Origin of the sequence: Pseudomonas sp. PvP100 (assembly GCF_017833055.1) — a bacterium.
In the GTDB taxonomy this organism is placed as follows: domain Bacteria; phylum Pseudomonadota; class Gammaproteobacteria; order Pseudomonadales; family Pseudomonadaceae; genus Aquipseudomonas; species Aquipseudomonas syringae.
Map to the genome: position 1 here is coordinate 5,907,363 of NZ_JAFIBO010000001.1, position 26,228 is coordinate 5,933,590.

Annotated in this window: 32 protein-coding genes and 1 pseudogene; 25 read left to right on the plus strand and 8 right to left on the minus strand. The window is 55.8% G+C overall.

Going from position 1 to position 26,228, the window contains the following annotated elements:
• Positions 1 to 194: 194 nt before the first annotated feature.
• Both JOE39_RS25710 and JOE39_RS25715 read right to left on the minus strand, forming a co-directional pair.
• Positions 195 to 449 carry a hypothetical protein gene (locus JOE39_RS25710; protein WP_229699123.1) on the minus strand — a complete coding sequence of 85 codons (255 nt, stop codon included), beginning with the start codon at positions 447 to 449 and terminating at the stop codon, positions 195 to 197.
• 46 nt (positions 450 to 495) lie between these two features.
• Positions 496 to 674 (minus strand): annotated as a pseudogene (locus tag JOE39_RS25715) (Arm DNA-binding domain-containing protein); the annotation flags it as partial.
• 412 nt (positions 675 to 1,086) lie between these two features.
• On the opposite strand from JOE39_RS25715, the gene JOE39_RS25720 reads away from it, so the two are divergent.
• Together JOE39_RS25720 and JOE39_RS25725 are read left to right on the plus strand one after the other, a co-directional pair.
• On the plus strand, positions 1,087 to 2,043 hold the full coding sequence (locus JOE39_RS25720; protein WP_348529904.1) for a site-specific integrase: 957 nt from the start codon (positions 1,087 to 1,089) through the stop codon (positions 2,041 to 2,043).
• Positions 2,044 to 2,476: 433 nt separating this feature from the next.
• Positions 2,477 to 6,076: an SIR2 family protein gene (locus JOE39_RS25725; RefSeq protein WP_210078123.1), complete on the plus strand. Its 3,600-nt coding sequence runs from the start codon at positions 2,477 to 2,479 to the stop codon at positions 6,074 to 6,076.
• Between the two features lie 532 nt (positions 6,077 to 6,608).
• On the opposite strand, the gene JOE39_RS25730 is transcribed toward JOE39_RS25725, so the two are convergent.
• The 6 genes from JOE39_RS25730 to JOE39_RS25755 form a co-directional block, all read right to left on the minus strand.
• Positions 6,609 to 6,821: a hypothetical protein gene (locus tag JOE39_RS25730; protein WP_210078121.1), complete on the minus strand. Its 213-nt coding sequence runs from the start codon at positions 6,819 to 6,821 to the stop codon at positions 6,609 to 6,611.
• Between the two features lie 98 nt (positions 6,822 to 6,919).
• Positions 6,920 to 7,162: a pyocin activator PrtN family protein gene (locus tag JOE39_RS25735; RefSeq protein ID WP_210078119.1), complete on the minus strand. Its 243-nt coding sequence runs from the start codon at positions 7,160 to 7,162 to the stop codon at positions 6,920 to 6,922.
• The gene (locus tag JOE39_RS25740) at positions 7,159 to 7,533 is read right to left on the minus strand and encodes a hypothetical protein (RefSeq protein WP_210078117.1); all 375 of its coding nucleotides are present in this window, start codon (positions 7,531 to 7,533) and stop codon (positions 7,159 to 7,161) included. Before JOE39_RS25740 ends, JOE39_RS25735 begins: the two co-directional genes overlap by 4 nt.
• Positions 7,530 to 7,766 carry a hypothetical protein gene (locus tag JOE39_RS25745; protein WP_210078661.1) on the minus strand — a complete coding sequence of 79 codons (237 nt, stop codon included), beginning with the start codon at positions 7,764 to 7,766 and terminating at the stop codon, positions 7,530 to 7,532. Before JOE39_RS25745 ends, JOE39_RS25740 begins: the two co-directional genes overlap by 4 nt.
• Before the next feature lie 49 nt (positions 7,767 to 7,815).
• On the minus strand, positions 7,816 to 8,388 hold the full coding sequence (locus JOE39_RS25750; protein ID WP_210078115.1) for a deoxynucleotide monophosphate kinase: 573 nt from the start codon (positions 8,386 to 8,388) through the stop codon (positions 7,816 to 7,818).
• A 302-nt stretch (positions 8,389 to 8,690) separates the two neighbouring features.
• A complete protein-coding gene (locus JOE39_RS25755; protein WP_210078113.1) occupies positions 8,691 to 9,506 on the minus strand; it encodes a helix-turn-helix transcriptional regulator in 816 nt (271 codons plus the stop codon).
• A gap of 117 nt (positions 9,507 to 9,623) precedes the next feature.
• Here JOE39_RS25755 and JOE39_RS25760 point away from each other — a divergent pair, with 117 nt between their 5' ends.
• The 23 genes from JOE39_RS25760 (at position 9,624) to JOE39_RS25870 (ending at position 26,228) form a co-directional block, all read left to right on the plus strand.
• Positions 9,624 to 9,833: a Cro/CI family transcriptional regulator gene (locus tag JOE39_RS25760; protein ID WP_104652975.1), complete on the plus strand. Its 210-nt coding sequence runs from the start codon at positions 9,624 to 9,626 to the stop codon at positions 9,831 to 9,833.
• Between the two features lie 232 nt (positions 9,834 to 10,065).
• Positions 10,066 to 10,554: a phage regulatory CII family protein gene (locus JOE39_RS25765; protein ID WP_210078111.1), complete on the plus strand. Its 489-nt coding sequence runs from the start codon at positions 10,066 to 10,068 to the stop codon at positions 10,552 to 10,554.
• Complete coding sequence (locus tag JOE39_RS25770) at positions 10,547 to 10,753, plus strand: TraR/DksA C4-type zinc finger protein (RefSeq protein ID WP_004407080.1); 207 nt, start codon at positions 10,547 to 10,549, stop codon at positions 10,751 to 10,753. The genes JOE39_RS25765 and JOE39_RS25770 overlap by 8 nt, the downstream gene beginning before the upstream one ends.
• A complete protein-coding gene (locus tag JOE39_RS25775; RefSeq protein WP_210078109.1) occupies positions 10,750 to 13,443 on the plus strand; it encodes a bifunctional DNA primase/polymerase in 2,694 nt (897 codons plus the stop codon). Before JOE39_RS25770 ends, JOE39_RS25775 begins: the two co-directional genes overlap by 4 nt.
• Positions 13,444 to 13,771: 328 nt before the next feature.
• The gene (locus tag JOE39_RS25780) at positions 13,772 to 14,254 is read left to right on the plus strand and encodes a hypothetical protein (protein ID WP_210078107.1); all 483 of its coding nucleotides are present in this window, start codon (positions 13,772 to 13,774) and stop codon (positions 14,252 to 14,254) included.
• Positions 14,255 to 14,506: 252 nt separating this feature from the next.
• A complete protein-coding gene (locus JOE39_RS25785) occupies positions 14,507 to 14,830 on the plus strand; it encodes a phage holin, lambda family (RefSeq protein WP_003377395.1) in 324 nt (107 codons plus the stop codon).
• Entirely contained in the window at positions 14,827 to 15,213 is a 387-nt protein-coding gene (locus JOE39_RS25790) for a hypothetical protein (protein ID WP_004663049.1), read from the plus strand. Before JOE39_RS25785 ends, JOE39_RS25790 begins: the two co-directional genes overlap by 4 nt.
• Positions 15,173 to 15,361, plus strand: a complete 189-nt coding sequence (locus JOE39_RS25795; protein WP_004663048.1) for a hypothetical protein — start codon at positions 15,173 to 15,175, stop codon at positions 15,359 to 15,361. Before JOE39_RS25790 ends, JOE39_RS25795 begins: the two co-directional genes overlap by 41 nt.
• A 156-nt stretch (positions 15,362 to 15,517) precedes the next feature.
• The gene (locus tag JOE39_RS25800) at positions 15,518 to 16,039 is read left to right on the plus strand and encodes a terminase small subunit (protein ID WP_004663046.1); all 522 of its coding nucleotides are present in this window, start codon (positions 15,518 to 15,520) and stop codon (positions 16,037 to 16,039) included.
• 43 nt (positions 16,040 to 16,082) lie between these two features.
• Positions 16,083 to 17,972, plus strand: a complete 1,890-nt coding sequence (locus JOE39_RS25805) for a terminase gpA endonuclease subunit (RefSeq protein ID WP_210078106.1) — start codon at positions 16,083 to 16,085, stop codon at positions 17,970 to 17,972.
• 10 nt (positions 17,973 to 17,982) lie between these two features.
• Entirely contained in the window at positions 17,983 to 18,198 is a 216-nt protein-coding gene (locus JOE39_RS25810) for a hypothetical protein (RefSeq protein WP_004663043.1), read from the plus strand.
• A 2-nt stretch (positions 18,199 to 18,200) separates the two neighbouring features.
• Entirely contained in the window at positions 18,201 to 19,805 is a 1,605-nt protein-coding gene (locus JOE39_RS25815) for a phage portal protein (RefSeq protein ID WP_210078105.1), read from the plus strand.
• A 2-nt stretch (positions 19,806 to 19,807) separates the two neighbouring features.
• Positions 19,808 to 21,040 (plus strand): S49 family peptidase, encoded by a 1,233-nt coding sequence (locus JOE39_RS25820; protein WP_210078104.1) that lies wholly within the window; start codon positions 19,808 to 19,810, stop codon positions 21,038 to 21,040.
• A 13-nt stretch (positions 21,041 to 21,053) separates the two neighbouring features.
• The gene (locus JOE39_RS25825) at positions 21,054 to 21,404 is read left to right on the plus strand and encodes a head decoration protein (protein ID WP_210078103.1); all 351 of its coding nucleotides are present in this window, start codon (positions 21,054 to 21,056) and stop codon (positions 21,402 to 21,404) included.
• Positions 21,405 to 21,416: 12 nt separating this feature from the next.
• Positions 21,417 to 22,445 carry a major capsid protein gene (locus JOE39_RS25830; RefSeq protein WP_210078102.1) on the plus strand — a complete coding sequence of 343 codons (1,029 nt, stop codon included), beginning with the start codon at positions 21,417 to 21,419 and terminating at the stop codon, positions 22,443 to 22,445.
• 1 nt (position 22,446) lies between these two features.
• On the plus strand, positions 22,447 to 22,668 hold the full coding sequence (locus JOE39_RS25835; protein ID WP_116894011.1) for a hypothetical protein: 222 nt from the start codon (positions 22,447 to 22,449) through the stop codon (positions 22,666 to 22,668).
• A gap of 2 nt (positions 22,669 to 22,670) precedes the next feature.
• A complete protein-coding gene (locus tag JOE39_RS25840; protein ID WP_210078101.1) occupies positions 22,671 to 22,985 on the plus strand; it encodes a hypothetical protein in 315 nt (104 codons plus the stop codon).
• Complete coding sequence (locus JOE39_RS25845; RefSeq protein ID WP_210078100.1) at positions 22,982 to 23,638, plus strand: phage tail protein; 657 nt, start codon at positions 22,982 to 22,984, stop codon at positions 23,636 to 23,638. The genes JOE39_RS25840 and JOE39_RS25845 overlap by 4 nt, the downstream gene beginning before the upstream one ends.
• Positions 23,631 to 24,182, plus strand: coding sequence for a hypothetical protein (locus JOE39_RS25850; protein WP_210078099.1), 552 nt, complete (start codon positions 23,631 to 23,633; stop codon positions 24,180 to 24,182). The genes JOE39_RS25845 and JOE39_RS25850 overlap by 8 nt, the downstream gene beginning before the upstream one ends.
• Entirely contained in the window at positions 24,157 to 24,717 is a 561-nt protein-coding gene (locus JOE39_RS25855; RefSeq protein ID WP_096115467.1) for a phage baseplate assembly protein V, read from the plus strand. The genes JOE39_RS25850 and JOE39_RS25855 overlap by 26 nt, the downstream gene beginning before the upstream one ends.
• A gap of 55 nt (positions 24,718 to 24,772) precedes the next feature.
• Positions 24,773 to 25,018, plus strand: a complete 246-nt coding sequence (locus tag JOE39_RS25860) for a hypothetical protein (RefSeq protein WP_210078098.1) — start codon at positions 24,773 to 24,775, stop codon at positions 25,016 to 25,018.
• A gap of 5 nt (positions 25,019 to 25,023) precedes the next feature.
• The gene (locus JOE39_RS25865) at positions 25,024 to 25,350 is read left to right on the plus strand and encodes a GPW/gp25 family protein (RefSeq protein ID WP_003342400.1); all 327 of its coding nucleotides are present in this window, start codon (positions 25,024 to 25,026) and stop codon (positions 25,348 to 25,350) included.
• Entirely contained in the window at positions 25,347 to 26,228 is an 882-nt protein-coding gene (locus JOE39_RS25870; protein WP_210078095.1) for a baseplate J/gp47 family protein, read from the plus strand. Before JOE39_RS25865 ends, JOE39_RS25870 begins: the two co-directional genes overlap by 4 nt.

Here is a 26,228-nt window from a genome sequence, read left to right on the forward strand (position 1 = left end):
CGTTAAGCTGAACTGATTTCAGCTGTTGTAATGGCCGGAATCTTGGCGACGCCAGCTAGGGCATTCCTAACCGGTCCAGCCTAGCAAGCTCTTCAGTGAATCCGTAAACGGCGTTTTTCAGCGCCTTGAATCGCTCATTCGCTGCCAGAATCGCTGTTTTCGTACCAAATCGGCGGGGTTGGCAACCACTTGGCCTAGTAGTCCGGTTCGAGAGTCGGCGGGCAGGCCCGCAGCGGCTCGATCGCGTCCTGATGGCTCATGCCTCTGGCCAGTAGCGTGTCGATTTCCTTCCGGATCTGATCGCGGCAGGCTGCCTGGTAGAGCAGGGGCCGGCTGTGAGCGATCTGGTTTAGCGCTCGCTGAATCGGCTTGGGTAGCGTTTCAGGTTTGGTGATGCTCATGGCGGTGGTGATGTCGAGAATCAGCGCTTTACCCTCGGGCATTCCCATGGTGACAACTACCGGCGTACCCCACAGGCTCGGTGGCGCTGGCGGGCGTCACGGTGGGGTAGGCGCCAAGCCCCATCATTTTGGCTTTGCCGCCGAGACGGTAACGGAACCGCCAAAGCTTCGAGCCCCACGTGTGATCTCAAGGCAAAGGCCAGCGGTATCCGTCAGACAGTAGAGTTTTTCGCGGGGCTTTGCGGTACGAACGGCTGTGTCAGTGAGAGCCAAGACAAACCCTCTGGGCTGGCGCTGGCGGGGGATTTTCCCGTCAGAGTGTGAGTAGAAATCTGGACCGAACTCGATCTACTCACAATAAACTGGGCTTACAAGGGATTCGCTGGGAGCGCTGGGCACAAAAAAACCGGCTCGTGGGCCGGTTTATCTGGTGTTCCGGGTCTGGTTGGGACCTCTGGATACTGCTATGTGGTGCCCCGAGGGGGAATCTTACTGCGGTGTACAGAAAACGGCGATAGGGTGTGTACGGCTGCAACTTACTGTTTTAATGGGGTTTCCTGCTTTGAGATATGTGCTGATAGAGGCATTTGGTTGCATTGGCGTGGTAGTCTTTACGCCATTTTTACGCCAATAGGGGGATGGTGTGGCCTCATACAGAAAGCGAAGTGGGGGATGGCGAGCCGAGGTGGTCAAGCTGGGGATTCGGGACTCTCAGACCTTCCCGACAAAGGCAGCTGCTCACGCATGGGCAACGCATCGCGAAGCAGAAATTCTGGCGGGAGCTGGCAAGCCAAAAGCTGGCAACCAAATGACGCTATCAGAGGCCCTGAGGCGATACAAGCGTGATGTATCTCCGACGAAGGCTGGGCAGCGATGGGAAGAACTGCGCTTGGATAAAATGGACAACGAGCTTACTTTTGTGGGCGAGATGATCGGGGATGTCACAGCTGATCAGATCGCGGATTGGCGTGACCTTCGGTTAAAAAAAGTGGCCAGTCCTTCTGTAAGGCGCGACATGACTCTGCTGTCCTCTGTATTCGAGATTGCCAAGCGAGAGTGGAAGTGCTGCAGTTTCAACCCTGTGCGAGAGGTTAAGCGTCCAAGTAACGGTCGCCCCCGAGATCGCCGCGTATCAGCTTCGGAAGAAAGTGCCCTCACTCGCCGAATGGGATTCGTTGAGGGCCTGGCACCTTCTACTTTGCAGCAGGAGCTGGCATATGCGTTTTTGTTAGCGCTTGAGACGGCCATGAGACAGGGGGAGATTCTTGGTCTAAAAGTCAGAGACGTTCGACTGAAAGAGCGATATGTTCGTTTAGCGATGACCAAGAATGGAGATAGTCGCAACGTCCCGCTGACAAGGCGTGCAGGGGAATTGTTGCAAATACTTGTCGGTGAGCGTGATGGGGACTGTGAGGTTTTCAGGCTGAGCTCGGCGTCGGCTGATGCGATGTTTCGGAAAATCAGAGATGAGCTAAAAATCGTGGATTTGCATTTTCATGACACTCGACACGAAGCTACAACAAGGCTTGCCCGGAAGGTGGACGTGCTGGATCTGGCCCGTATTACAGGTCACAAAGATCCTCGGTCGTTGATGGTGTATTACAATGCTACCGCCGAGGAGATGGCGGAGCGTCTCGATTGAGTTCGAAATGGATAATCGCCCAGTTTGATCTGGCCACGTTTGCTTGGGACACCAAGCACCCCGCTTGGTACCAACGACAGCTCATAAATGCTCATTGGAGGCTTCGTCTAAAAGTGTCAATGGGCTAGGGCGTGTTTACATTTCTGCACAGGAAATAGTAGCTTGTTTTCCACAGTGTGTCTCAAGCAAAAATAACGATCAGATGTCACCTGTCACTCTATACAGGTGGCCGCTTTTACGTCACGATGGACTCTTGAGTGTGGGTTCGTTGCAATCTGGCTGTCGTATGGTGACGACCCATTTGATAAGTAAATAGTATCGACTCACAAGGGATGTGCATTCAGCAAGTATGTCAGGGTCTGAAGGAACAAAAATAATCAAGAATTTAGTGGCGGCGAGTTTAGCAGTCAATAATCAATAATCAAGTATTAATATGACGATAAATCTAAAGAAGATATTGGCTCAATCAGATACTATTATTTTTGTCGGGTCCGGAATATCGCTGTGGTCCGGTCTTCCGACGTGGGGAGGAATGATTGAAAAGCTTGCCCAATTTCTGGAGAGAGGAGGTGGAAGCGCAGAGCTTGTTAGGTCCGAGGCAAGCAGGGGCGACTTACTGCAAGCAGCGAGCTATGGTTTTGACAAACTGACCAAGCAGCAAATTGGCGAGTTTATACGTGAGGCCTGTCTTTATGGCGTAGCCAAACCCCATCTAATTCATAAGAAAATTGTATCGCTGGGCCCAAGATGCTTTATCACTACGAACTATGACAATTTGCTAGAGGAAAGTCTGCGTACATGGCAGCCAGATAGATTTTATGGCTTGCCAATAACTAATAGGCAGTTAACTGCGACAGCTGGAATTGTCTTGGCAAGGGCTACCGACTTTGTATTCAAACCTCATGGCGACGCTGGGGATATTGAGAGTATAATTCTAACGAGAGAGCAGTATAGGCAATTATTGCCACAAGGTGAAAATCAAGCCGCTCTGGAATCTTTGAAAATTCTTCTTGCGAGCAGACCTGTTTTGTATCTAGGCTTTGGTCTTCGTGATCCGGATTTTATGTATGTCAGGGATTTGCTGGCAAATATATACAAGGGAGGGGTTCGGGATCATTATGCAATAATGGCGGACGTCCATGAGCAAGAAGTCGACTACTGGAGAAATAATTACGGCATTCATCTTGTAGGGTATAAAACACTCCCTGGTAAGCTTGGCTCAAGAGATCATTCTTCATTGCTAGAATTGTTGGATACTCTGTTACAAGTTCCTAAAGCTCAACCTATTCCCATCTTTGATCCTGAATCTGCTAGTACACTTTTATCATTGGCTCGACACGCCGCGATACTAAGCCGATATTCGATATGTGAACCTGAGTTTCCGATTCGGGTGAGATTCTCTGGCGGCCAAAGGAAAATGTTCGGAAGCGGAGTGTATCCATTTAGTTATAGTTTAGTTGAAACGCTTCTCGACTCTGGCCCTGAACGTTTAGTCTTGACTGGGTTGCCTGGGGCTGGAAAGTCCTACTCTCTCCGTCGTGCTGCTGCGAAGTTAGCGGATCAGCTTAACAATGTTTGCCTTTCTGATTCTCTTAGATCCGAAGACATTGTTGTTCCGATATTCGTTGATTTGAAGTTGTATAAAGGTGATTTGAATGCTTTGGTTAGCCAGTTGCTGCCCGAAAGCTTGCCTTTCAATGAGCTAATAAAGTCATACAAAGTTAAGATTTTTATTGATTCATTTAACGAAATGCCTCGGGAGTATTTGGAGAGCGGCTCGTATGAAGCTGATTTTATAAGTTTTATCGCATTGGTTGGTAAGGCCTCAATTATAATTGGGTCTCGAACTACAGATGGTTTATCTCGATTAGAGCTTCCTACGTTTCGCTTAGACTATATTGAGCGAAAAGCGGTAGTTGATTTGCTGTTGCCTTTGGGTATCAATTTTGAAGGTAGGTTTAGCGCTGAGGTATTGCGATTAATTCAAAGGCCCTTTTACTTTCAGTATATACTCTCAGGCAAAATAGAGTTGCCTGTGGATGCCCATCCTAGAGACTTTTATAGATGCTTGTTTGAGAACGTCAGCGTTGCATTTTTTGAACGCTTTCAATTTAATCTAGATCTCGAAAAAGCACTATCAAGTGCGGCGTACGCTGCACTCGATAAAGGGTCAGAGGCGTTTCTGATCTCAATCATTCTGAACAACTTGAGCGGACTGTTACCGTCTAGCAGTTCTGTTGCTCCATTAGATATCGCCAACTGGCTCGTATCCGAATCTATTCTGATTCCTTACTCTAAGGGTCGAATCGGATTCGTTCATCAGTCAGTTACGGAGTACTTAGCTGCTACCGAGCTAGCGAGACGTTATACGCTGGATCCTGGCGAGCTTAGAGATAAGTTGTCTTTGAGGCGGTGGGATCAAGCCTTGTTTCTAACTTTAAGCTTTCTGTCTGATTATCAGTCAAAAGATTTTATTGCGGATGTTATGACGGCCGATATGGCGCTCGCCATCAATGCATCAAAATACATCGAGTCAGGCCGAGATCAAGTAGTTTCAGAACTGCTTACTAAAGTGTACGAACTAAAAAGTGACGGCGTTGAACTGGGCCACATGGTTGAGTCGGCTTTAGATAATGGTTTGCATGTCTCAGATGTACATGAGCCTTTATTGAGGAGATTAATAAACTTTGGGGATTCTATAGGCGGCACTGCTACGACTTTATTGGTGTCCATAAGAGGGGAAAGTATAAAAGCTGAGGTGATTCAGATGCTCTATCAACATAGAGCGGACTTTAATTTTTGCTACAATGCTGCAGATGCTATTGTTCAATATGTGACTGATGAAGATATTACCTCAATAGCTTCTCTTTCTGATTTGGTCCAAAGTGAAGTTGAATCAGGTCCGAACTTGGACGAGGACGGATCTATTGGATTCTGTATAGCGCTTGGGAAGCTTCTAGGTAGCTTGGATTTGTCAATAGTTCTTCAAGGTTTTCCTGTCGAAAGTGAAGGGGGGCTGATAAATAAGTTTCGAGGAAAAATATTGTGTCATATGCTTGGCGACCATGTGGACACCGCGTCCCTCTTGGTAGCGGGAGACTTATTACTGAAAGGTCTAGATAATGCTGTGTCAGCAATAGGTAAAATTGCGGTGTTTTCAGTTAGAAATAAAAATCTTTCGTGGGGGGGGTTCAATCGTAGTCACGTCTCTCGCCTTAAAGAACTCATAGAAGACACTTGGGTGGTTGATGCTTTAAAAATCATGTGTGCCGCAAGCTCAGATATCGCGGAGTATCTTAAGGAAGAGGCGGCATTGAGCGAAGGCCTGCTTAAGGCTGCTTTGCTTTATTGCGTGGACCCAAAAAGTATGGAGCCTGTTTTTTCTGAACTCGAACAAATTCTCGCACTTGACGAAAAAGACCGCAAAAAAGTTTCGTTTGTTATTTTGTCTCATGTCGATTTAGATTGGTTAGGAAAAGAGGAGCTTTTCGTTAGGCTACTGAGGACTAAAGATTTTAGTCTTATTGACTCAGTCATTGGCAGCTCGCTTCCTGTGCGTATTCGTAATCTAGAGCTCCTAGATTTAGGAGATCTTACTTGGTGGCTAGAATGGATGCAGGTCTTATCTGTTGATCGGGCGAACTACTGGTTCTTGTTCAGGCTTGGTGATGTTTTAGCTAATCATACCAGTACCCAGTCTAAGCCTGATTTTTTGAATAAATTCAATTCTGAGCCTAAATATCGGCAGGTTATATTAGATTTTATTCTCCAGAGAATGGACTTGACAACTGATGTTATTGAAGATGATGCTGTTTCTTTTTTGTTGGCAGATTTGTCTCGGCAGAAAAATTTTAGCTTGATGCACTTAAACTTCTTGGGTGCGGCGGCGACTGAGAATTTCATTGCAGAACGATTGCTACCACTTCTGCTTGATGCCCAGGGGCCATTAAAGGAAAACCTTCTAAGTACATTAGAACAGGCAGGATCTAGGCATGGGCGTCGTTATCTCTTGGAAAATAGACTTGAGCAGTGATTTTAATTTTCACAATTATAACTTCCATCATGAGTAGCTGTTTTTATGTGGCCCTGATCACTAACTGATGTTAGTAATTACTGCTGTCGTTAAGGCAAAATAGCCCAACCTCTGCATGAATGCTATCGTGCAGAGCCTTTTGTCTAGGTTATGGGTGATTCTCATTGATGCAGCTGCACTCGATGAGTAAGGTGGTGATAAATACCACTTGCTCATGCGGCGCGTCGAGTTCCGCGACTCACTGGTACCTTGGCACGATTCTGTCGCGCCCATTTGATTATTTCACCTGCGAACCAGCGCTTTACGGCTTTTGAGCTTTTGCCGGTGGCACATGGCTGGAGAGCATCAGGGAAGCTTGGCTGGACGACCACGCGACGCTCTACAGTATATTGGGAAAGCTTAAGGTACCGAGCTATTTCCTCAAAGGTCCATAGCTCGTCATCTATTGAAACCTTCGGGGCTCTCAATTCTGATACTAGGTCGCGAAGCGTTTCGATCAGGTCTGCGCTGTTTGAATCCGTGGTCAAATTTCTCATGCCGCCTCCTTCATATGCGCGAGCATCTGATTTTCGGCGGTTGGTTCAGAGCCAGATAGGCCATAGGAGCTGACACAGGGGGTCGCAGCGGCCACTATCAAGTCGTATTGAACACCGTCTCTGGCCGTATTGGAGCACGCGATTAGGATAGTGCGGAGCAAAACGAAGATCGCTAGGCTGGTCAAAATGATGATCTGCGGTTCTTGCATGTGCTATTTCCTTGAAAAAAACTGTCGCTGGTTCGGTTGTGAAATGATGGCAACGGGGTAGTGGGTGTCGTCACTGAGAGGCAGTGACCACCTTTGAATCAGGCCGCTTTCAACTTGGCCTGTGCATCGAGATAGGCCGCGAGGTCGTGTAGGTACACCACTGCCTGGCCCTTATTCGATCCACCCAGCCGAGTCACCTTGAGGTTGATGCGGCCAGCGTTGATCTTGCGGAGCAGGTAGCGATCACTCGATATGTGCGAGAAATACCGCTCCCGCACAGTGCTCAGCGTGGGGCAGGGTGTTGCGAACTCTTCACGGAGCTGACTTAACGTCTCACTCACGCGGGATCCTCCCCGTGCCCCTCCTTTTGGGGCACCAACTGAAGGCGAATCAGCTCCGCTAGACCCTCTTTCGATTTGCCGGTTGCAGTCGCGCACAGGCGTCCTTTTAAATCTGCCACCACAGCGCCGTATGGCCGTTCTGGGCAGCGTGTTGGGGTGACATACGCGACCTGGCCTTCAAGCAAAACGGCATCGACCATCCGAAAAACTTCCGCCAGTTCGGCGGTAACAGTCGGCAAACCATCCAGCATGCTGAGTGCCTCTGACGTCGCTCCGATCAATGTCGAGCGACTGACGATGGTTGGGTGGTTCAGGTGCATAGGAACCAGTTTCAGCGCGCCTACGGCGTGAGTAATTGCGTTCAAAGTCATGCTGCGGCGTCCTTCTTCATGGTGGTGATTCCAAGCTGGTCCGAAAGCCAGGTAACACCCGCCTCCTTGACCATCACCACTGCATAGTGGCTGTAGGCGTGGATGTTCTTGTTCCAGCGGCTGCGCGAATCTTCGTACAGGTATCCTTGGTCGCGGTGCTTAGGTGCGAGCTCGCCTGCCTGGGTCAGCACGCCGATTTTTCGCAATTTCGCTCGAAATGTCCGAGGCTTCACGCCCAGAATCGTTGCTGTAGCGTCGAGGGTTCTGTTCATGACGAGTGCCTCAGGCCACGGCCAGCAAACCGCGTGAGCGGATGGCGCGATACAGCTCGTCCAGTGCGCCATACAGCTCTTGAAGGCCGCTTTCGTTGGTAAGTACCAAGTCGTCCGGGTGGACTGACACACCCGCTTCGCTGATGTGAGGATTAACTTCAGCTGCGTCAGGACGGGAAAGATGAATAACGGTCCCACCGCGTTTGCGGATGAAGTCGGCCTCGTTTTCGAAGCGGACATCGCTCACCACAAAGCCAGGCACGCCGTCGAAAACCGCACTGAGGCAATCAAGGTTTTGTTCGGCGAGGTCGATCCACAGGTTCGCGCTGATCATGTGTCGGCCCCACTCTGTGCCGAGCAGTTGCATCAACTGGCGAGGTGAGCGACCCAGCCAGTCAATAGGCTGTTCCTTCTTCTCGCCTTCGAGGTCCTCAGGGCTTAGGTTGAATATGGCCATGATGCCCTCGCGCAACGGGTCGGCGAATGCGTAACACTCGAATCCATGCTCGTGGGCCAGATGCTGGGCGGCCGTTGTTTTGCCGGAGCGAGCAGGGCCGGTTAGGCCGATAAGGATTTGCTTCATGCCGCATCACCTCCCCATGGACCGAAGTCATCGATTGCAGGCGCAGGTGCTGCTTTGGCGTCGCTGCTTTTTGGCGGGATGATCAGGGGAAGGCCGGTTTGGCGTTGAATGGTGGCGATAGATTCGCGGTTGGAGGCTGCTGCCGGGTGGAGATACACCCGGCAGCGGGTATTTCGCTGTGTTGTTTGCATGGCTCGTACTCTGTGGTGAGAGGGGTACGAGACAAAATTAGTACTACTGCTTATTTATGTCAACAGTATTACTTATAATTTCCTGCAAAATTAGATTTTCTGCTGATTTTTCTACAGCAGCACCGAATACCAGAAGACTTTGCCAATCACTCGGATGTGATCGCGCACGTAATCACCGTCGTAGCGCTCGTCAGGATGTTCTTCGGCGTTGTAGCTTCGAATGCGTAATCCTGAGCCTGGAAGCCGGTACAAGACTTTCACGCGAAGCTGACCGTCGTGATCAATCGCGTACATTTTCCCGTCTTGGATTGCGGTGACAGCTGTGTCAACCCCAACGGTGCTTCCATCGGGCAATACCGGTTCCATGCTGTTTCCGTGAACTGGAACGCAGCCGGCTGTGTTCGGATCGATGCCTTTCTTCTGCAAAGTCCGTTTGCCGAAGCGCAGCATCCTTCCGTTCGTTTCAAGCATAACCTCTGAGCCTTTACCTGCTGAAAGTTCTACTTCTTTGAAAAAAGGGAGTTCAACCTCGTCCGGGTCGAGAGGGGTCTTGTCATCCCATTCTTCAATGGGGGTCAACGCATGAGCGGACGTCGAAGGGGTACCTGTTAAGTACCCTTCTTGAAGGTTCATGGAAAAGGGTGCGCCAACCACTGGGTATTGGATGAACCTGGCAAGGCGTGGGCTCACCTGCTCGTAACTGAAGCCTAAGACGTTTGAAAACTTCGATAAAGCGTTCAAATTCAGCGGTATCTTCCCATTTAAATACTGACTCACAACGCTCTGTCCTGCCCAACCACACAGATCGGCGATCCTTTCCTGCGTGAGTGATTTGTCCTCACTTTTTTTAGCCAAATAGAAGTCTTTCAACCGCTTAGCCTCAGCGGCGCGGATTTCGGGGGTAGGGTTCAGCAGGTCATAGGTCATGGCTATCAATTTATAAGCAAAGCTTATTCTTTCCAAACAGTCGGGCTGATATTTCGCTTGCGCTAATTTAGAAGTATCACTAATATTTTTAAGGAGACGCCCTTCGAGGACACTAGGATGCCGGATGAAATTGGAGTGATGCTTTGCGAATTTGCTAAGGGCAAGACCCAGCCTGAACTGGCTGGCCTGCTTAACGTATCGCAGAGTGCCGTATCGCAAATGTTGAACTCTGATCGTGATATCAGGGTTCGAATCGGCTCTGATGGCAGTTGTCTTGCCTACGAGATCAGGCCCATAGGTAATAGAAAAAAACCTAAAGCGGCTTGACGAAAAAGTCGCAGGGCCGGGGACCTCTCACCACAAGATTCCCCCGACCCAGCAACGGCAGTGCAAAACACTGCCAACTCCGCCCACCAGGTCCTCTCACCACAAGATTCACCTGGTTGGCTCGAACGATGAACCGTGCCGCACAGCACGTTTAGCACAGCACATCGGTCGTGGTCGTAGGATAGGGGGTGCCCCTGCCTGTGGCTACACCGTAAACGGGGATTTTACGGTTATGAGTCGCATGGATCTTTTACCTGACGCTGGTCAGGTGCTTTCGTTGCGTCAGGCGCTTTACCGCGCCGGCCGCGACTACAAGGGCGGGGTTACCGCTCTTGCCCATGACATGGTGTTGGAAAACGACGCTCTTCAAAAAAAGCTGAAACTCGACGAGGAGCGGCGCTGGCTTAATCCGGATGAGCTGGAGGATGTCATTCGTCTTACCGGCAGCCCGCTTTTGCTCGACGCCTTGATGCGGCCAGCAGCAGCTGTTTGGTACCAGCCGGAGCCTGTCGCTGCTACTCAGGATGCGCTCAAGTCGGTAGGCAAGCTTCTAACGGAAACGGGCGAGTTCGTTTCAGGCATGCATAGCGGTGCTGCCGACGGTGTATGGGAACTGCACGAAGTCGCTCTGCTGGAGAAGCAGGGCAATGACATCATTCGTGCGGTGCTGGGCATCATGGCAGGCGCTCGTCTGGCGATGGAGGATCGTGCCAATGGCTGACGATATCGACCGCGCTACGGAGCAGGCTCAGTACCTGTTGGACGTCGCTCTGTTTAAGCATCGCCGAATCCCGACCAGTTTGGTCAGCTCACAGTTCTGTGAGGACTGCGACGATCCGATCCCGGAGCCACGCCGTGCCGCCATTGTTGGCTGCGAGACTTGTATTCACTGTCAGTCGCTGCGGGAGCAGCGTAGATGAGTGATCGTCCAATCCCGCTTTCTGCTTGGGCACGTCGCTACTGTGAGACATTTAATTTTGCGTTAGTACCGATTCAACCGGGCGAGAAAGGCCCGAAGGGAAGGGGATGGAACCAGCCCGGCAAGTACATTGTTGATCCAGCCAAGGCCGAGGCGTTCTGGACGGAAAATCCAAACCATAACCTCGGCGTTGTGCTGGGCCCGAGTCGGGTGTGTTCGCTGGACGTCGACGATGTCCAGTGGACACGATTCGTCCTGTACGAACTGTTGGGCGTTGATCTGGATGCGCTTGCCCTGGCTTTCCCGACTGTCGTCGGCAACCCACTGCGGTTCCGGGTTCTGTTTCAGGTCCCGGAAGGGCTAGAGCTGACTCGGCATTCTCTGTCTTGGCCCAATGAAAACGACCCGGACGGGGCAAAGCACAAGTCAATTATGCTGAAGGCAAACGCTGCTCGCGAGGCGGGCGATACGGCCAGAGAGGCCTTGTATCGAGCAGATGCCGAGCAGTACAAGCGGTTCACAGTGTTTGAATTGCGTGCAGGATTGGTGCAGGACGTACTGCCTCCTTCTATTCACCCAGGCACCGGCCAGCCATACACCTGGCGAACGCCGCCTGATGCTTCGGGGCTTCCGGTTCTGATAAGCGATCTGTTGAATGTCTGGAACAATTGGGACGTCTTCAAGCGGAGCGCGGAAGCTGCGTGCCCATGGCTGCCAAAGGACGCCAAGACTGCTGGCAAACGAAAGCCGAAACCGAAGCCAGCCCCTGCAGGCGGCAAGCGGCCCTCTGTCATTGACGAATTCAACAACTGCCACGACGTCGAAGAGATGTTGCGCAGCCACGGCTACACCAAGCGCGGGAGCAAATGGCTTTATCCGCAGAGTAGTACTGGACTCCCTGGGATCACCGTGGCGGAAGGCAAGGTGTATTCACATCATGCGGCTGATCCTTTGGCCAACGGTCACCAAAACGATGCATTCGAAGTGTTCTGCTTACTGGAGCATGGCGGTGATCAATCCAAGGCGGTGAAAGAAGCGGCGCGCATGCTCGGCATGCAATCGACCCGACCCAGCGCAAGCGATCTTCCCCCGGCCCCAACTGAGGGTAGCGACACGCCAGATGCAGCAGTCCCGGACAAGCCAAGCGAGGCGGCTCCTGTACCTGACGGGGGGGCGGGGGAGGAGCTGACTATCGAGCAGGTGCTGCGGCGTTTTGCGTTGGTTGAAGGCACCACCCATGTTTGGGACTTCGATAAATCTAGGGCGATGAAGAAGTCAGCCTTTGAAGCGCGTGTGGGCAAGCCCATTGCCAAGCTTTGGCTCGATGCCACGGACAAGAAGCTGATTGCTGACGATCAGGTGAAGGACATTGAGCAAGCCCGGAAAATGGCGGGCAAGAAGGGCGGGGCTCTCGGCATGCGCCCCACGGAACGTTACGTCTACATCGACGGCACCAAAGACGTTTGGGATCGAGAGAAGAAACGCCGTATCGCCGAGGGTGCCGTCAAGATGGCCTTGGGCGACACCTATGCGCTCTGGTTGAACAGCAGCGAGCGGCGGGTGGTGGACGTCGAACACATCGTCTTTGACCCGACCATGACCAAAGACCCCAGCATATACATCAACACTTTTGACGGCCTGCCGTTGGAGCCGGTCAATGACGATGCGGCGTGCGCCAACCTGCGCTGGCTGATTTCATTCCTTTGCAACCATGATGAGGCTGCTGCACTGTGGCTGACTCGGTGGCTCGCATATCCGTTGCAACACCTCGGGGCCAAGATGGACACGGCGGTGCTGATGCACTCCACCATGGAAGGTTCGGGCAAAAGCCTGTTGTTCGCCGACACCTTTGGCGCGCTTTACGGGCAGTACGCCGCGACTGTTGGCCAGACCCAGCTGGAGAGCAACTTCAACGCTTGGCAAAGCAGGAAGATGTGGGCCGTGTTCGAAGAGGTGGTCAGCCGTGACCAGCGCTACAACCAAGTCGGCAAGATCAAGCACTTGGTCACCGGCAAGACCGTGCGCATGGAGTCGAAGTTCATCAACGGCTGGGAGGAGGCCAACCACATGAACGCGGTCTTCCTCAGCAACGAGATCCTGCCGTGGCCGATCAGCGACAGTGACCGGCGCATGTTGGTCATGTGGCCAATGGAAACCTTGCCGGTCGCCCGACAGAAAGCCATCGGCCGCGAGCTGGAGAATGGCGGTGTCGCCGCGCTTTACGGCTGGCTGCTGCGTGTGGATCTGGGGGACTTCAATGAACGCACCCGCCCGCCCAGCACTGCGTCACGCGAGCGGCTGGTTGCGCTCAGCCGGGCAGGGTGGCAGACGTTCCTGCACCTCTGGCGCTATGGCGAGTTGGGCCGGGGCCTTTGGGGGGCATGCCTTTCGACTGATCTTTATGCGTTGTTCATCGAGTGGTGTCAGCGCAACAAAGAGCATGTCATGAGTCAGACGAAGTTTTCGCTATTCATCAGCTCGGAGGTGGAGAAGACCCGGTCAATACCCTGGACTGAACGCAATGATCGGCGCTTCGGCGCTTTCTTTGTGCCCGATGATCCTGAGGCTTCCCTTCCCCCATCAATGAGAGCGCCGGACTTGGGCGTTGCCGTCGAGGCCTGGCGGGCCAAGGCGCGCCTTGCGGGGTGGAACGTCGATAGCTGGGACCACGTGAAGGCGGTCGCAGCATGAGTACCTCTAAAAGTGTGTCGGGTGTGTTGGGTCTGTTTTGGGTTGGTTTTGGCAACCCGACACAGATCAAACGCCCATTTTTCGCGGGGTGCAGACGTGTGTGTTGGGTGTGCTGGGTTTGGCGTCGCGTGCGCGCATGCGTGACGTTATTTATGGCGGTTAAAGCGCAGTTATTTTTTCTCCATGCGAGGACCTATAAACCCGACAAACCCAACACACCTAACACACTCTTTATTAATTCATTGTTTTTAAAGGGTTTTAACTGTGTTGGGTCTGTGTTGGGTAGGGCGTTTTGTGTGTTGGGTTTAGATTTCGAGAGGAAAGGGCAGTGATCAAGGAAATCGAAGCGTTGATGGTGCATTGGGGCGAGCAGATGCGAGAGCGCGGCCAAGGCTGTGGATTGGGCAGCCAAATGGGGGCGATCATCGAATGGGGCGGTGCGCCGCCGCGTGGTACACCGGGTTCTCGGATACTTGGCGGTGCTGGGTGCGGAATTGATCACATTGCCAGTGAGGTTCAGGCAGCGGTGGCTGAATTGGACCGGTCAGGCCGTGCACCGCTGGCACGGTTGGCAATAGAGCGTTATTGCGTCATGGCGACGGTCCGCGATCAGATGAAAGCGGTCGGTATTGCCGAAGACGCTGATCGGACTTACCGCAACTGGGTAGATCGCCTGCATCAGCAGGTCCTGCTGATTCTCACACTGCGCAGCGGCTCGACACGTGGCTACCCGGTCTGCCCCCAAACCAACCGTCACCTGAAGGTCGCAAGCGGTTCCTCGCCAGGCTCTTCAATCCCTCGGGCGCGCTGACCGTTCGTCCGGGTCAGTTGTCGCATTGTGGTCGTATACTTGCTGTATTGCGGCCACATTTGGTCCAACCGTTAAACAGCCCTTTTCGGTTTTTCCGAACGCCGGTACAACGTGGGCACGATCTGCGATTTGCGCCTGAATCACAGTCAGAACACCCGCTGTGCATGCTTCACCCAGCCATCCCCAAGGCTGTCACCAACCCCGCTTCGGCGGGGTTTTTCATTTCAGCTCCCCCGGAAGGGTGGCAACCGGATGCGCACCATGCCCGACAAACCAGATACGTGGGCCAGGATCGTGGCGGCCATTTCAAATCCACTGTGGCAGGGCATGATCATGGCCATCGTCGTTTCTCTACTGCGCATCCTCTACGACGCCAAAGAAACCAGTAAGCGCCGGATCTTATTCGAAGCGCTGATATGCGGTTCGTTGAGTCTGGTCGCGTCCAGCCTGATTGAGTGGATGACCTGGCCGCCCAGCTTATCGGTAGCTGCAGGTGGAACGATTGGCTTTCTTGGCGTTACGGCCATTCGCGAATTGGTGGCCCGTTTCATAGGCCGGAAGGTGGATTCCCTATGAAGGCTATCGCCGCTGCAATCATCATCGCGCTGGTGGGTGTACTGCTCGTCGGCATTCAGCAGTACCGGGTCGTCGCATTGCGCGGCGAAGTGGAAGTGGAAGCGACGGCCAAGAAGAAAGCGCTCGACGCCAACCTCGAAAGCGAGGCCACCATCACCACGTTGCGCGCCGAGGCCCAACGTAACGCTGCCTATCTGAAGGACTTGAATCAACGGATCAAGGCCAGCGAGAACAAAGCCAAACAGGCGAGGAAAGAATTTGAAGACCTCAAGCGCAACAGCAAGCCCGTTCGTGATTGGGCTTCTCAGCCTTTGCCTGACGGCCTGCGCGGCAAAGCCGGTGGTGGTCACAAAAACGTCAGCGGTTCGAATCGAACCCCCTGAGCTGATTCCTTGCGAACGCATCAACGCCGATGAGGCTGACCTTCGTTCGAACGGCGACGTCTGGGAGCTGAAGGATCAGGCCATCAAGCTGCTCGACACCTGTGCCGATCAGGTCGACGCCCAGATCCTGCGCAGCCAGAGCAAGTAGTCGAGGTCACTGGGCTTCATGCCCCATTGGGGGGCGCACCAACCCCCTGTTTTTTGGGTCCTCCCTGAGGGGGGCTCCCTACACGGGTACGTGGACTCGCGGTTCTTGTGCAGCTGAGTTTTTTGCAGGGATGTCCGTCTTTCTAAAGGGTTGTGTATGGGCAGGAAAGTCAGCAAGGCCGACTTGAGCGAGATCGTTGGCCGGGACGAACGCACCCTAACTCGGTGGCAACACGACGGCATGCCGGTGGTTGAGTTTGGTCTGGGTCGTGGCAACGAAAACCAGTACGACACCGAAGCGGTGGTCCAGTGGCTGATGCAGCAGGCCTCGCTCAACGGCAAGAAGGAATCGTCCCGTGACAGGCTTGACCGGGTTCGGGCCAACCGTGAAGAGCTGGCGCTGGCCAAAGAGCTTGGGGAGGTGGTGATCGCCTCCGACATGATCCAGCGCTTCGAAGCCATGATCATGTCGGCCAAGGTCGAACTGCTCAATACATTTCCAGATGTGCTCGCCGCTGAGCTGTCAGCCCGGTATGGCATAGAGGTGGACGATCTACTGATTCGTGAGCCCATCGAGGCCATCCTGAGAAGGCTTTCGGACTATGACAATGATGCTGACTCAGTTGGAGATTCTGACGAATCGCCATACCCGGAGGGCCTTGAGGAAGACGGCGAGTGAGTCCCTGCACAAAGCCTGTTTAAAGTGGGCTCCACCACCGCGCATGAGCATCATCGAATGGGCAGACAAGTATCGCTGGCTGTCCGCCGAAGAGGCAGCTCGGCCGGGTAAATACCGGTTCGATGTGACCCCGCATTTGGTCTGGCCAGGTGGCCCGCTTGAGGCGCTGGACGATCCAAACGTTACAGAAATCGTCGGCCGCAAGTCCGCGCAGGTGGCCTGGACGTCGGGTGTGCTGGGTAACGCCTTGGGTAAGTGGATCGATATCGATCCGTCTCCGATCCTGGTGCTGTTTCCCAAAGCAGAAGCCGCCAAGCAGTATGTGGGCGAGAAGCTTGAGCCGATGATCGAGGCGACGCCCAGGCTTCGCAAGAAGGTCGATCTACGCAGTCGCAAGCTGCAGCAGCGTCAGGACTTCAAGCGATTTCCGGGCGGCTTTCTGAAAATGGTGGGCTCCAACAGTCCGGCGAGTGTGAAGTCCACGCCGGTGCCGAGAGTCGCTGTCGAGGAGCCTGATGACTGCAACCTCAACCTGCGGGGGCAGGGGGACAGCATCAAGCTGGCCAAGGAACGCTTGAAGACGTTTCGCCGCTCGAAAATCATCATCGGCGGCACCCCGACCATCAAGGGGCTGTCGGCCATTGATGCGGAGCTGGAGATCTCGGACAAGCGCGAAGGGCTTGTGCCTTGCCACGAATGTGGCCAGTCGCATGCGTTGAGCTTCGACAATCTGTTCTGCGCCGACGACCCGGATTATCACCACGAGGTGTATGGCAAGAAGCGGCCCGAGCATGCGTATTACGCCTGCCCGCACTGCGGCTGTTCGTGGGATGACAACCAGAAAAACGCAAACCTCAAAAACGGCCGTTGGGTCGCGACGGCCGAGTTTAGAGGCATTGCCGGTTACATTCTCAACGAGCTATACGCCACGTTCTGGGGATCGCGCTTCCAGGCGCTGATGGAGAAAAAGCTTCAGGCCGAGCACGCCGCGTCCCACGGGAACATCGGACCGATGATCGCCTTCGTCAACAGCTCCAAGGGGGAGAGTTACGAATACAAAAGCGATGCGCCCAAAACGGATGAACTGGAAAAGCGCGCCGAGCCTTACGCAGAGCTGACGGCACCCAACGGGGTGCTGCTGATCACGGTGGGCGTCGACGTTCAGGGGGACCGGCTGGCGCTGGTCGTCATCGGCTGGGGCCGAGGCGAAGAATCGTGGCGACTGTACTGGGGCGAGTTGTACGGTAATCCTATCGATCCGCATGACGCCGTCTGGCAGGAGCTGGATCGACTAATCGCCAAGCCGGTGGCGACAGAGGGCGGCCCGCAGTTGATCATTTCCGCCGTGAGTATCGACAGCTCGGACGGCAACACCAGCGACGCGGTCTACGGGTACGTTCGGGATCGGCAGCGTTACAACATCATGGCGATCAAAGGTGCATCGATTGACAGCCGTGATAAGGAAATCTTTACCCGGCCGTCCCCGTCGGTTGACTCGTCTCAGGACAACACCAAAGCGTCGAAATATGGCTTGCGCGTCTACATCGTCGGAACCCACAAGGCAAAGACGCTGATCGACGGACGTCTTCGACTCACCGGCGCAGGGCCGGGGCGGATGCACTGGTACAGCGAGATCCGCTCGGACTACTACGAACAGCTAACCAATGAAGTGCTGGCTCCGCACGCGCGCAACCCCAGCAAGATGGTGTGGCAGAAGAAAGCGGGCCGCCGTAACGAAGCGCTGGACTGTGAAGTGTATGCACTGCATGCGGCCAGAAGCTTGAAGACCCATCTGTTACGCGAGCATGAGTGGGATCAGTTAGAGCAACAACTGCTGCAACCCACTCTTTTCAACACCGAGCAGGCCGTCACTCCTGTGCCACGTAAAGCGAATGCTCGCGGTCGTGGCACGCGCAGCCGTGCAGGCTACTAGAGGTTCAATCATGACTGACGCACAAATGCGCCTGGAGCAAGTACGGGCGGCGATCTCTGACGTCCTTAAAAAAGGTCAGCGTCTCAAAAGAGCAGATCGCGAGATCTATCGGGCCGAGCTCGACAGCCTGCGCTTGCTTGAACAGCAATACGCCAAAGAGGTCGCGCTGGAACAGGCGTCGCTGCAGGGTAGGGGACGAAACCGCATCTCCTACATGGTGATCTGATTATGGGTTTTTTCCGCAAAGACCCTGCCGAGTTGTTGATGCGTGAGGCACTCAAGCTCGCCAAGTCGGTATCTGAAGGGCAGCCTGCCAAAGCGCAGGGGGGCGGTGGCGGAGTCGAAACCCGCTGGCGCGGCGCATCCCGTGTGCTGCGCAGCATGGCGGGCTGGATTCCTGGATTGGGCAGTGCCAGGCGCGACCTGCACCACAGCGAGCGACGCATGCTGGTAGCCCGGTCGCGTGATGCCATGCGCAACCATCTGATCGCTCGGGCGGCTATCACCCGTCTGCGCACCAATGTGGTCGGCACCGGCCTGGTCTGCCGTGCACAGATCGATCATGTCGCTGTCGGCATCGACGAGCAGCAGGCCGAGCAACTCAATGCTCAACTGGATAGGATCTGGTCGCTGTACGCCGATGACCCCCGCGAGTGTGATGCCGAAGCCACGCTCAATCACTATCAACTGCAGGCGCTGGTGCTCATATCGGCCATGGTCTGCGGCGACGTTCTGATCGCCAGCCCCGACGATGAGCGTCCGGGATGCATCTTCAGCACCCGTTTGCAGTTGATTGAATCGGATCGTGTCTGCAATCCCGACGGGGGCATGGACCGCGCAGATATGGTTGAAGGTGTCGAGTTTGACCGGTTGGGAGCCCCCTTGGCGTATCACGTCTGCAATGGCTATCCCAACGAGTATTTGGCAGGGCAGAGCCTGGCGTGGGAGCGACTGCCTGCTTTCGGTGATGTGACCGGCAGACGTCGGGTCATGCACGTCATGTCGGACAAGGAAAGGCCAGGCCAGAAGCGAGGTGCTCCTTATCTGGCTCCGGTGCTAGAGCCGTTGCAGAAGCTGGAGCGCTATAGCAGTGCTGAGTTGATGGCGGCAGTTATCTCGGCGATGTTCACCGTGTTCATCAAAAAGAACAACGACTTCAACGTCTCCAACTTGCCCATGTCCGCCATGGGTAACGAGGGCGCGGGTGGGGATACCAGCGACGATGGTGAGCTGGCATTGGGGGAGGGTGCCATTGTTGACCTGGGAATGGGCGAGGAGCCGGTGGTTGCCAATCCGGCTCGACCCAATGCCCAGTTCGACCCCTTCTTCACGGCGGTCGTGAAAGAGATCGGCGCGGCGCTGGAGCAACCGATGGAGGAATTGCTTCTGCATTACAGCAGCAGTTACAGCGCGGCTCGCGCTGCGATGTTGCAGGCGTGGCGGTTCTACAGCGTTCGGCGCTGGTGGCTGGCCTGTGACTTCTGTCAGCCCAGCCGTGAATTGATCATTGATGAGGCCGTGGCGAGAGGGCTGATCCACCTGCCGGGTTACGCGGACCCTGCAAAGCGTAAAGCCTACTGTCAGGGGATCTGGATCGGGCCGGCGCGAGGCGCTATCGATGAGCTCAAAGAGGCCAATGCAGCCGGTAAGCGAATCGAAATCGGGGTCAGCAACGAAACCCTCGAAACGGCCGCGATGACGGGCGAGCCCTGGCAGCAAGTCTACCGCCAGCGTGTTCGCGAAGTTGAGCAGCGACGCTCCGACAATCTGCACATGTTGCCCAAAGGCGGCGTCATCGCCGACCCGACACCCACACCATCCAACGAGGAATAACCATGCCCCGCGCATTGGAGCTGGCTGCGTCGCAGCCTTGGCTGATGCTGCCTGACGCCCTGGATAACCTACTGACCATTGCCGACCGCATGGGCGATCCGGGTGCGTTGGAGAGCAAAACCGGTATTCGGTTGGAGAACAGCCGCACGGTCAGCGTTCGCAACGGCGTCGCCATTATCCCGGTGGTCGGTCCAGTTTTTCGCTACGCCAATCTGTTTACCGAGATAAGTGGCGCGACCAGCACTCAGGTGCTGGCCACCGACCTGCAGTCGGCACTGGATGACCCAAGCATCAAGTCCATCATCCTCAACATCGACAGCCCTGGCGGAGTGGCTGCGGGCATCAACGAGCTGGCTGACCAGATCCATGCGGGACGTGCGCGTAAGCGCATTGTGGCCTACGTCGGTGGAACGGGTGCCAGCGCTGCTTACTGGCTGGCGTCTGCGGCCAGCGAGATTGTCATCGATGAGACGGCGTTGCTCGGCAGCATCGGCGTTGTGGTGGAAGCCGTGGTCGAGGGTGAGGCCAGCAGCGGCCGCAAGCGTTACCAGATCGTCAGCCGCAACGCTCCCAACAAGCGGTTGGACATGGCCACCGAAGAGGGGCGTGCCAAGGTCGGTGAAACCGTGGACGCGATGGGCGAGGTGTTTGTGGCCAAGGTCGCCCGCAACCTTGGCGTGGCATCCGACGCTGTTCCAGCAATGGGAGATTTTGGCGGCTTGCGCGTAGGTGCTGCCGCCGTTGAATCGGGCCTTGCTCACCGCCTGGGCTCGCTGGAAGGACTAATTACCGAACTGGCCAAACCGGCCGCGACACAACCGAGGACATTCACTATGACCACCGTTAACTCGACCGCTCAGCTGCGCGAAGCACTGGCCGCTGGCACCGACCCAAACACCATCGAAATTACCCAGGCCAGCCAGTCCGAACTGGAGACTGCACGTACGCAAGCCAGCACGCAGGCGGTCACCGCTGAGCGGGAGCGCATCAAGGGCATCAACGGTCTGGCCAGTAAGGGCTTCGAGGCTGAGATCACGGCGGCCATCGATTCCGGGGCCTCGGTCGAGGCAACCGCCTTGCAGTTGTTCAAGGCTGCCCAGGACCGTGGCATTTCGTTGAGCGCCATTAAGGCCGATAGCACCCGTGCATCTACTTCTACACCCGCCGATGGCAACGCTCAGGGTGAGCGCAAAGCCGTAGTCGGAGCCATTGTCGCGGGCGCTTCGCGTCGCTGATCAGGAGAACATCATGAGTAATCCAACCCGTCAGACCTACGTCCCCAGTCATCTCTCTGCAGGTGCATTCCCTGTGGTGATTGAGACCGGAATGATTGCGGCAGGCCAGAAGCTCAAGCGTGGCGCGGTGCTCGGCCAGGTCGACGCTTCGGGCGAGTACGTGCTCAGCGCCGCCGCTTCCGACAACGGCTCCCAGGCACCCAAGGCTGTGCTCGACCAAGACGTAGACACCACCGGCGGTGCTTTTCCAGCATCGATCCTTCTCACCGGCGAGGTGCTGGGCTCTGAGCTCATGTTGGGCGAAGGCCTGTCACTCGCCAAAGCAAAAGCAGCCCTGCGGCCGCTGTGCCTGTTCATTCGTTAACCGGAGCTTCTGATGGATATTTTTGACACCCGTACCATGCTTGAAGCCGTCGAGCAGATGCCCACGGCGCGACGTTTTCTGCTGAACACGTTCTTCAATGGCGGCAGCCCCGTGACGTTCCCCACCAAAACGGTGGACATTGATATCGTCAAAGGCCAGCGCAAAATGGCGCCGTTTGTTCATCCTCGCCTGCCCGGCAGCATTTCGCTTCGTGACGGTTACCGGACTGATTCCTACGCGCCGCCTTACATCCAGCCCAAGCGTGAAACGACCGCTGAGCTGGTCCTCAAACGCTCGGCAGGGGACAACCCTTTCTCCAGCCGGTCGCCGTTGGAGCGGGCAGGCCAGATGCTGGGCAAGGATCTGCGCGATCTGGATGACGAGATCATTCGTCGCGAGGAGTGGATGTGTGCCCAGGCACTGACCACCGGCAAGGTCCGCGTGCTGGGCGACGGCGTTGATGACACCATCGATTTTCTCATGGCTAACGATCACAAGATCTCGCTGGGCACCGGCCAGTGGGGCACTGACAACTCTGATCCGATTGGCAATCTGCGCGCTTGGAAACGCAAGATCGCCAAAGACTCTGGCCGCACTGCCAATACCGCTGCGCTCAGTGGTGAGGCGCTTGATGCATTCCAGTCCAATCTGACGGTCATCAAGCAGCTGAACACCCGCCGTGTGGACATGGGCCTGATCAAGCCGGAAGAGTTGCCGGACGGCGTCACGTACCTCGGCTACCTGAACGATCCGGGCGTCGACCTTTACGGTTATGACGAGTGGTATCTGGATGACGAAGGTGATGAGCAGCCCATGATTCCAGCGGGCGGCCTGATCCTGGGCGCGACGTCCACGCGTAACGCCATGCTTTACGGTGCGATTCAGGACCTGGAAGCCATCGAGAGCGGGCTGGTCGAAGCGGCACGCTTCCCCAAGAGCTGGACAACCCAAGAGCCGAGCGCTCGCTGGTTGAAGCTTCAGAGCGCGGCACTCGCTGGTTTGCTGGAGCCGGACGCATTCATCTACGCCAAGGTGGTGTGAGATGGCCAAGAAGCCCGGCTATATCGTGGTGGATGGCTGCATTCAGGAGGGGCGCAATGTCATCCTCAGAGGCAGCCCATACACCCCGGCCAGCAAAGAGATGGAGGATGCGCTGGTTGCAGAAGGGCGTATCGCCATGAGCACGGACCCTCGGGCGCAAGAGGCTATCCAGTCTCAGGCAGCAAGCCCTGGCGATACTGATGACGCCACCGACGGTGACTGACCATGAGCTTTCGAGAACTGGCGGAGGACATGGACGCCCAGGTCCTTGAGTCGCTGGGCGATATCGCAACCATTGACGGGCGCGATATCGCGGGGTTTCTTTCAATCCCGTGGTTGCAGCCCAAGCTCGGACGCATCAACACCGGCATCAGGGAACCGCACTTCACGATACGCGTTCATGACGCTACTGCTGTTGCGATTGGTCAGATCGTCTCCATCGACCTGCCTGAGCAGGACGGTGGCGGTCGGTATGACCTAGTCGGCCTGGAGCCAGACGGTACAGGCTGGGTGTCCCTTATCCTGAGGCTAAAGCGATGAGCATAGGCAGTTTCTACAAGCAGTCGGCCAAGGACGGCATGATCACCCTGCAGCCTTCTGCGGGGGATCTTGATGCCTTCAAGGACTTTGCGGCAGCGGTTCCCAAAGCGGCGGCAGCGGCCCAGCGGCGTGCCATCAACAAGACGCTTCGTTGGTTGCGTACGCATATCGCCAGGGCCATCGGCCGGCAAGAGCGCATCGCTGTGACCGCAGTGCGTCAGCGTCTGCGTGCTTATCCGGTCACTGCTGGCGCGATGCGGGGAAAACTCTGGATGGGTTTAGACGCGATGTCGGCCAGCCGAATTGGCCGGGCTCGGCAGAGCCGTGCCGGTGTAACGGTCGCGGGTCGCCGGTATCAAGGGGCGTTCCTGAAGACGGTGTATGGCGGTAGTCCCGACATATGGATCCGCACGGCGAGCAAGCATTTTGATGCAAGCGATTACGAGCAAACTCGTCAGGGAAAACGCCGGTCGGGTTTCATTGAAGAGAATGGCAGCCGCTTCCCACTCGCCAAGGCCAAGGTCTCGCTCGAAGGGGCGCGGCCGCATTTTGATGAGTGGGTCAAACGTGCCGACGCGCGTTTGATTGAGATCCTCAAGCAGGAATTCAACTTCGAACTGCAGAAGTATCTGAGAGGAACAGCCCGTGTCTGACGAAGCTTTTAGCCTTGATCAGCTCTATGCAGCGATTGAGCACCATATCCGCGACGCAATTGGCGGGCTGGAGTACGTCGGTACCATGCCCGACATGCTGCAACAAATAGCCGTGCCAGCAGTGCTGTTGGAGGTATCGGAGTTTGAGCCCGGTATTGATCAAGGCACTGGCGAGTCCGCATTCATCGCACGGTTCGAAGCCCGTGTCATCGTCGGTTCAGAGCGTGAGGAGTGCCAGAAGCAAGCGGCATTTGCCGCGACCCAACTGGCGGTGTTGTTGCGCGGACAGACGTGGGGCCTGCCTGTCAACGAAGCTGAGTTTGTCCGGGCCGCTCAGGACTGGTCCCGTCCCGAACTGGATGGGTACGCGGTCTGGCTGATTGAGTGGACGCAGGGCATCTATCTGGGTGACGAGGAGTGGCCGTGGCCCGATCAGCCACCTGGCAGCTTGGTCTGGGGTTTCAGCCCTGACATCGGGCCTGGCAGTGAAGAGTTCTATCGATCTGCGGAGGAGCTGAATGAGCTACGCGAGCGCAGCGCATGACCGAATGCTGGCGGCGCTCATCATTCCCTGCCGCGTAGAGGCCGTTGATCTCGGTGCCGCGATGGTCCGCGTGACCGATGGCGCTGGCTGGACCAGTGCCTGGGTGCGTTGGCACAGCCAGGCAGCTGGCAAGGCGCGCCATTGGCGGGTCCCAACGCTGGGCGAGCAGGGTGCCCTCATCAGCCCCAGCGGCGATCCTGCGCAAGGCACATTTGTTCCTGGGCTTTACGGCAATGCAGGTGCGCCGCCTGATAACCGCGACCACGTAGAGGTATGGCGCTTCGACGATGGCGGTTCTCTCGTCTACGACTGGCAGGCCCACACCTACACGATCAGCCTGCCTACGGGCACTGTAACGGTGAAGGTGGGCGCTTCGACGGTGGTCGTGACGGATGACTCCGCGACCGTTCAATCGCCCTCGATCAACCTCACGGGCAACGTGAAAATAGACGGGGCGCTGCTGGTCACCGGCAACGTAACAGGTATGGGTACGATCCTCGACACCCTGGGCAACAGCAATCACCACAAGCATTGATCCCATCGTTTGACCATCCCCGCGCTATGCGGGTTTTTTGCGTCTGGAGAAAAGCATGAGCAAAACCAAAACCGAGCCGTCGTCTACGGATCTCGTTATTACAGTGGCTCCGCGTGCGTCCTCGCCTGCAGCGGAACCTGCACAGATCGGCTTCCGTGACACGGTCTTCACTTCCCGAACTGTGGTGCTGCCCAACGGCGGCCTGGTCGACGTGGCGCAGGGCGTTGCCTCGGTGGATTCCTCCGATGCCGACGCGCTGGCCTACCTGAAAGCGCATGAAGAGTTTGAGCCTCTGGAGTAATCACGATGATCGGAATGGACCGCGAGACGGGCTTGCCCTTGTCGGGCCTCGATCACCTGCGCCAGTCCATTGCGGACATTCTGACCACGCCAGAGGGCAGTCGCAGAATCCGCCCGGAGTACGGCAGCAAGCTGGCCCGGTTCGTTGATTTGCCGGTCACGGCCGGTTGGCGCAGCGCGGTACAAGCCGAGGTCAGCCGAGCCATCGGACGATGGGAGCCACGGGTAAAGCTCGAATCCGTGCGGGCTATCTCGGTGATTGATGGGCAAGTCACGTTCGCTTTGAAAGGTACGTATCAGGGCGATAGCTTCACGTTGGAGGTCACAGCATGAGTGCGGTGGATCTGTCGGCGCTGCCTGCGCCGCAAGTGCTGGAACCGTTGGACGTTGAAACCGCGTATGAGGAAGCGCTGGGCATTTTCCGGGGCTGGATGGGTAACAACTGGACTGCTGCGCTTGAGAGCGATCCCGTCACGAAGCTGATTGAACTGGGTGCTTACAACAAGCTCGGCAATCGCGCCCGTGTCAACGATGGGTGCAAGGCTTTGCTGCTGGCTTACGCCCGTAAATCTGACCTGGATCAGCTGGCGTTCAACGTCAACCTCAAACGCCTGGTGATCCAGGCCGAAGACCTGACGACCTTTCCCCCAACGGCTGAGGTTAAGGAAGAGGACGACGCGCTGCGCGAGCGTATCCAGTTGGTCTATGAGGGTCTGACTACTGCAGGTCCGCGTAACAGTTACATCCTGCATGCCCGGAACTCGTCGGGACTGGTTGCTGATGCCACGGCCGAAAGCCCGTCGCCCTCTACGGTGGTCGTCACGGTTCTGGCTTTGAGTGAAACCGGCATTGCACCCCAGTCATTGCTTGACGAGGTGCGCGACTACCTGAGCGACGAGAACATCCGTCCGCTGGGTGATCGGTTGATAGTGCAGAGCGCTGAAATCCTGCCTTACACCATCAACGCGGTGGTGCACATGGTGGGTACTGGCTCGGAGAACGAGACCATTCTGGCGCAGTGCGAAGCGCGCTTGAAGGCCTGGGTCAATCCTCGGCGGCGTTTGGGTATTGAAGTGGCTCGCTCGGCCATCGACGCCCAGCTGCACATTGCAGGCGTTCGTCGCGTGGACCTGGGCGACTGGGTCGACATTCTGCCCAGCAAGTCACAGGCCGCCTATTGCAAAGGCTTCACGCTGACCAAGGGTGACTGA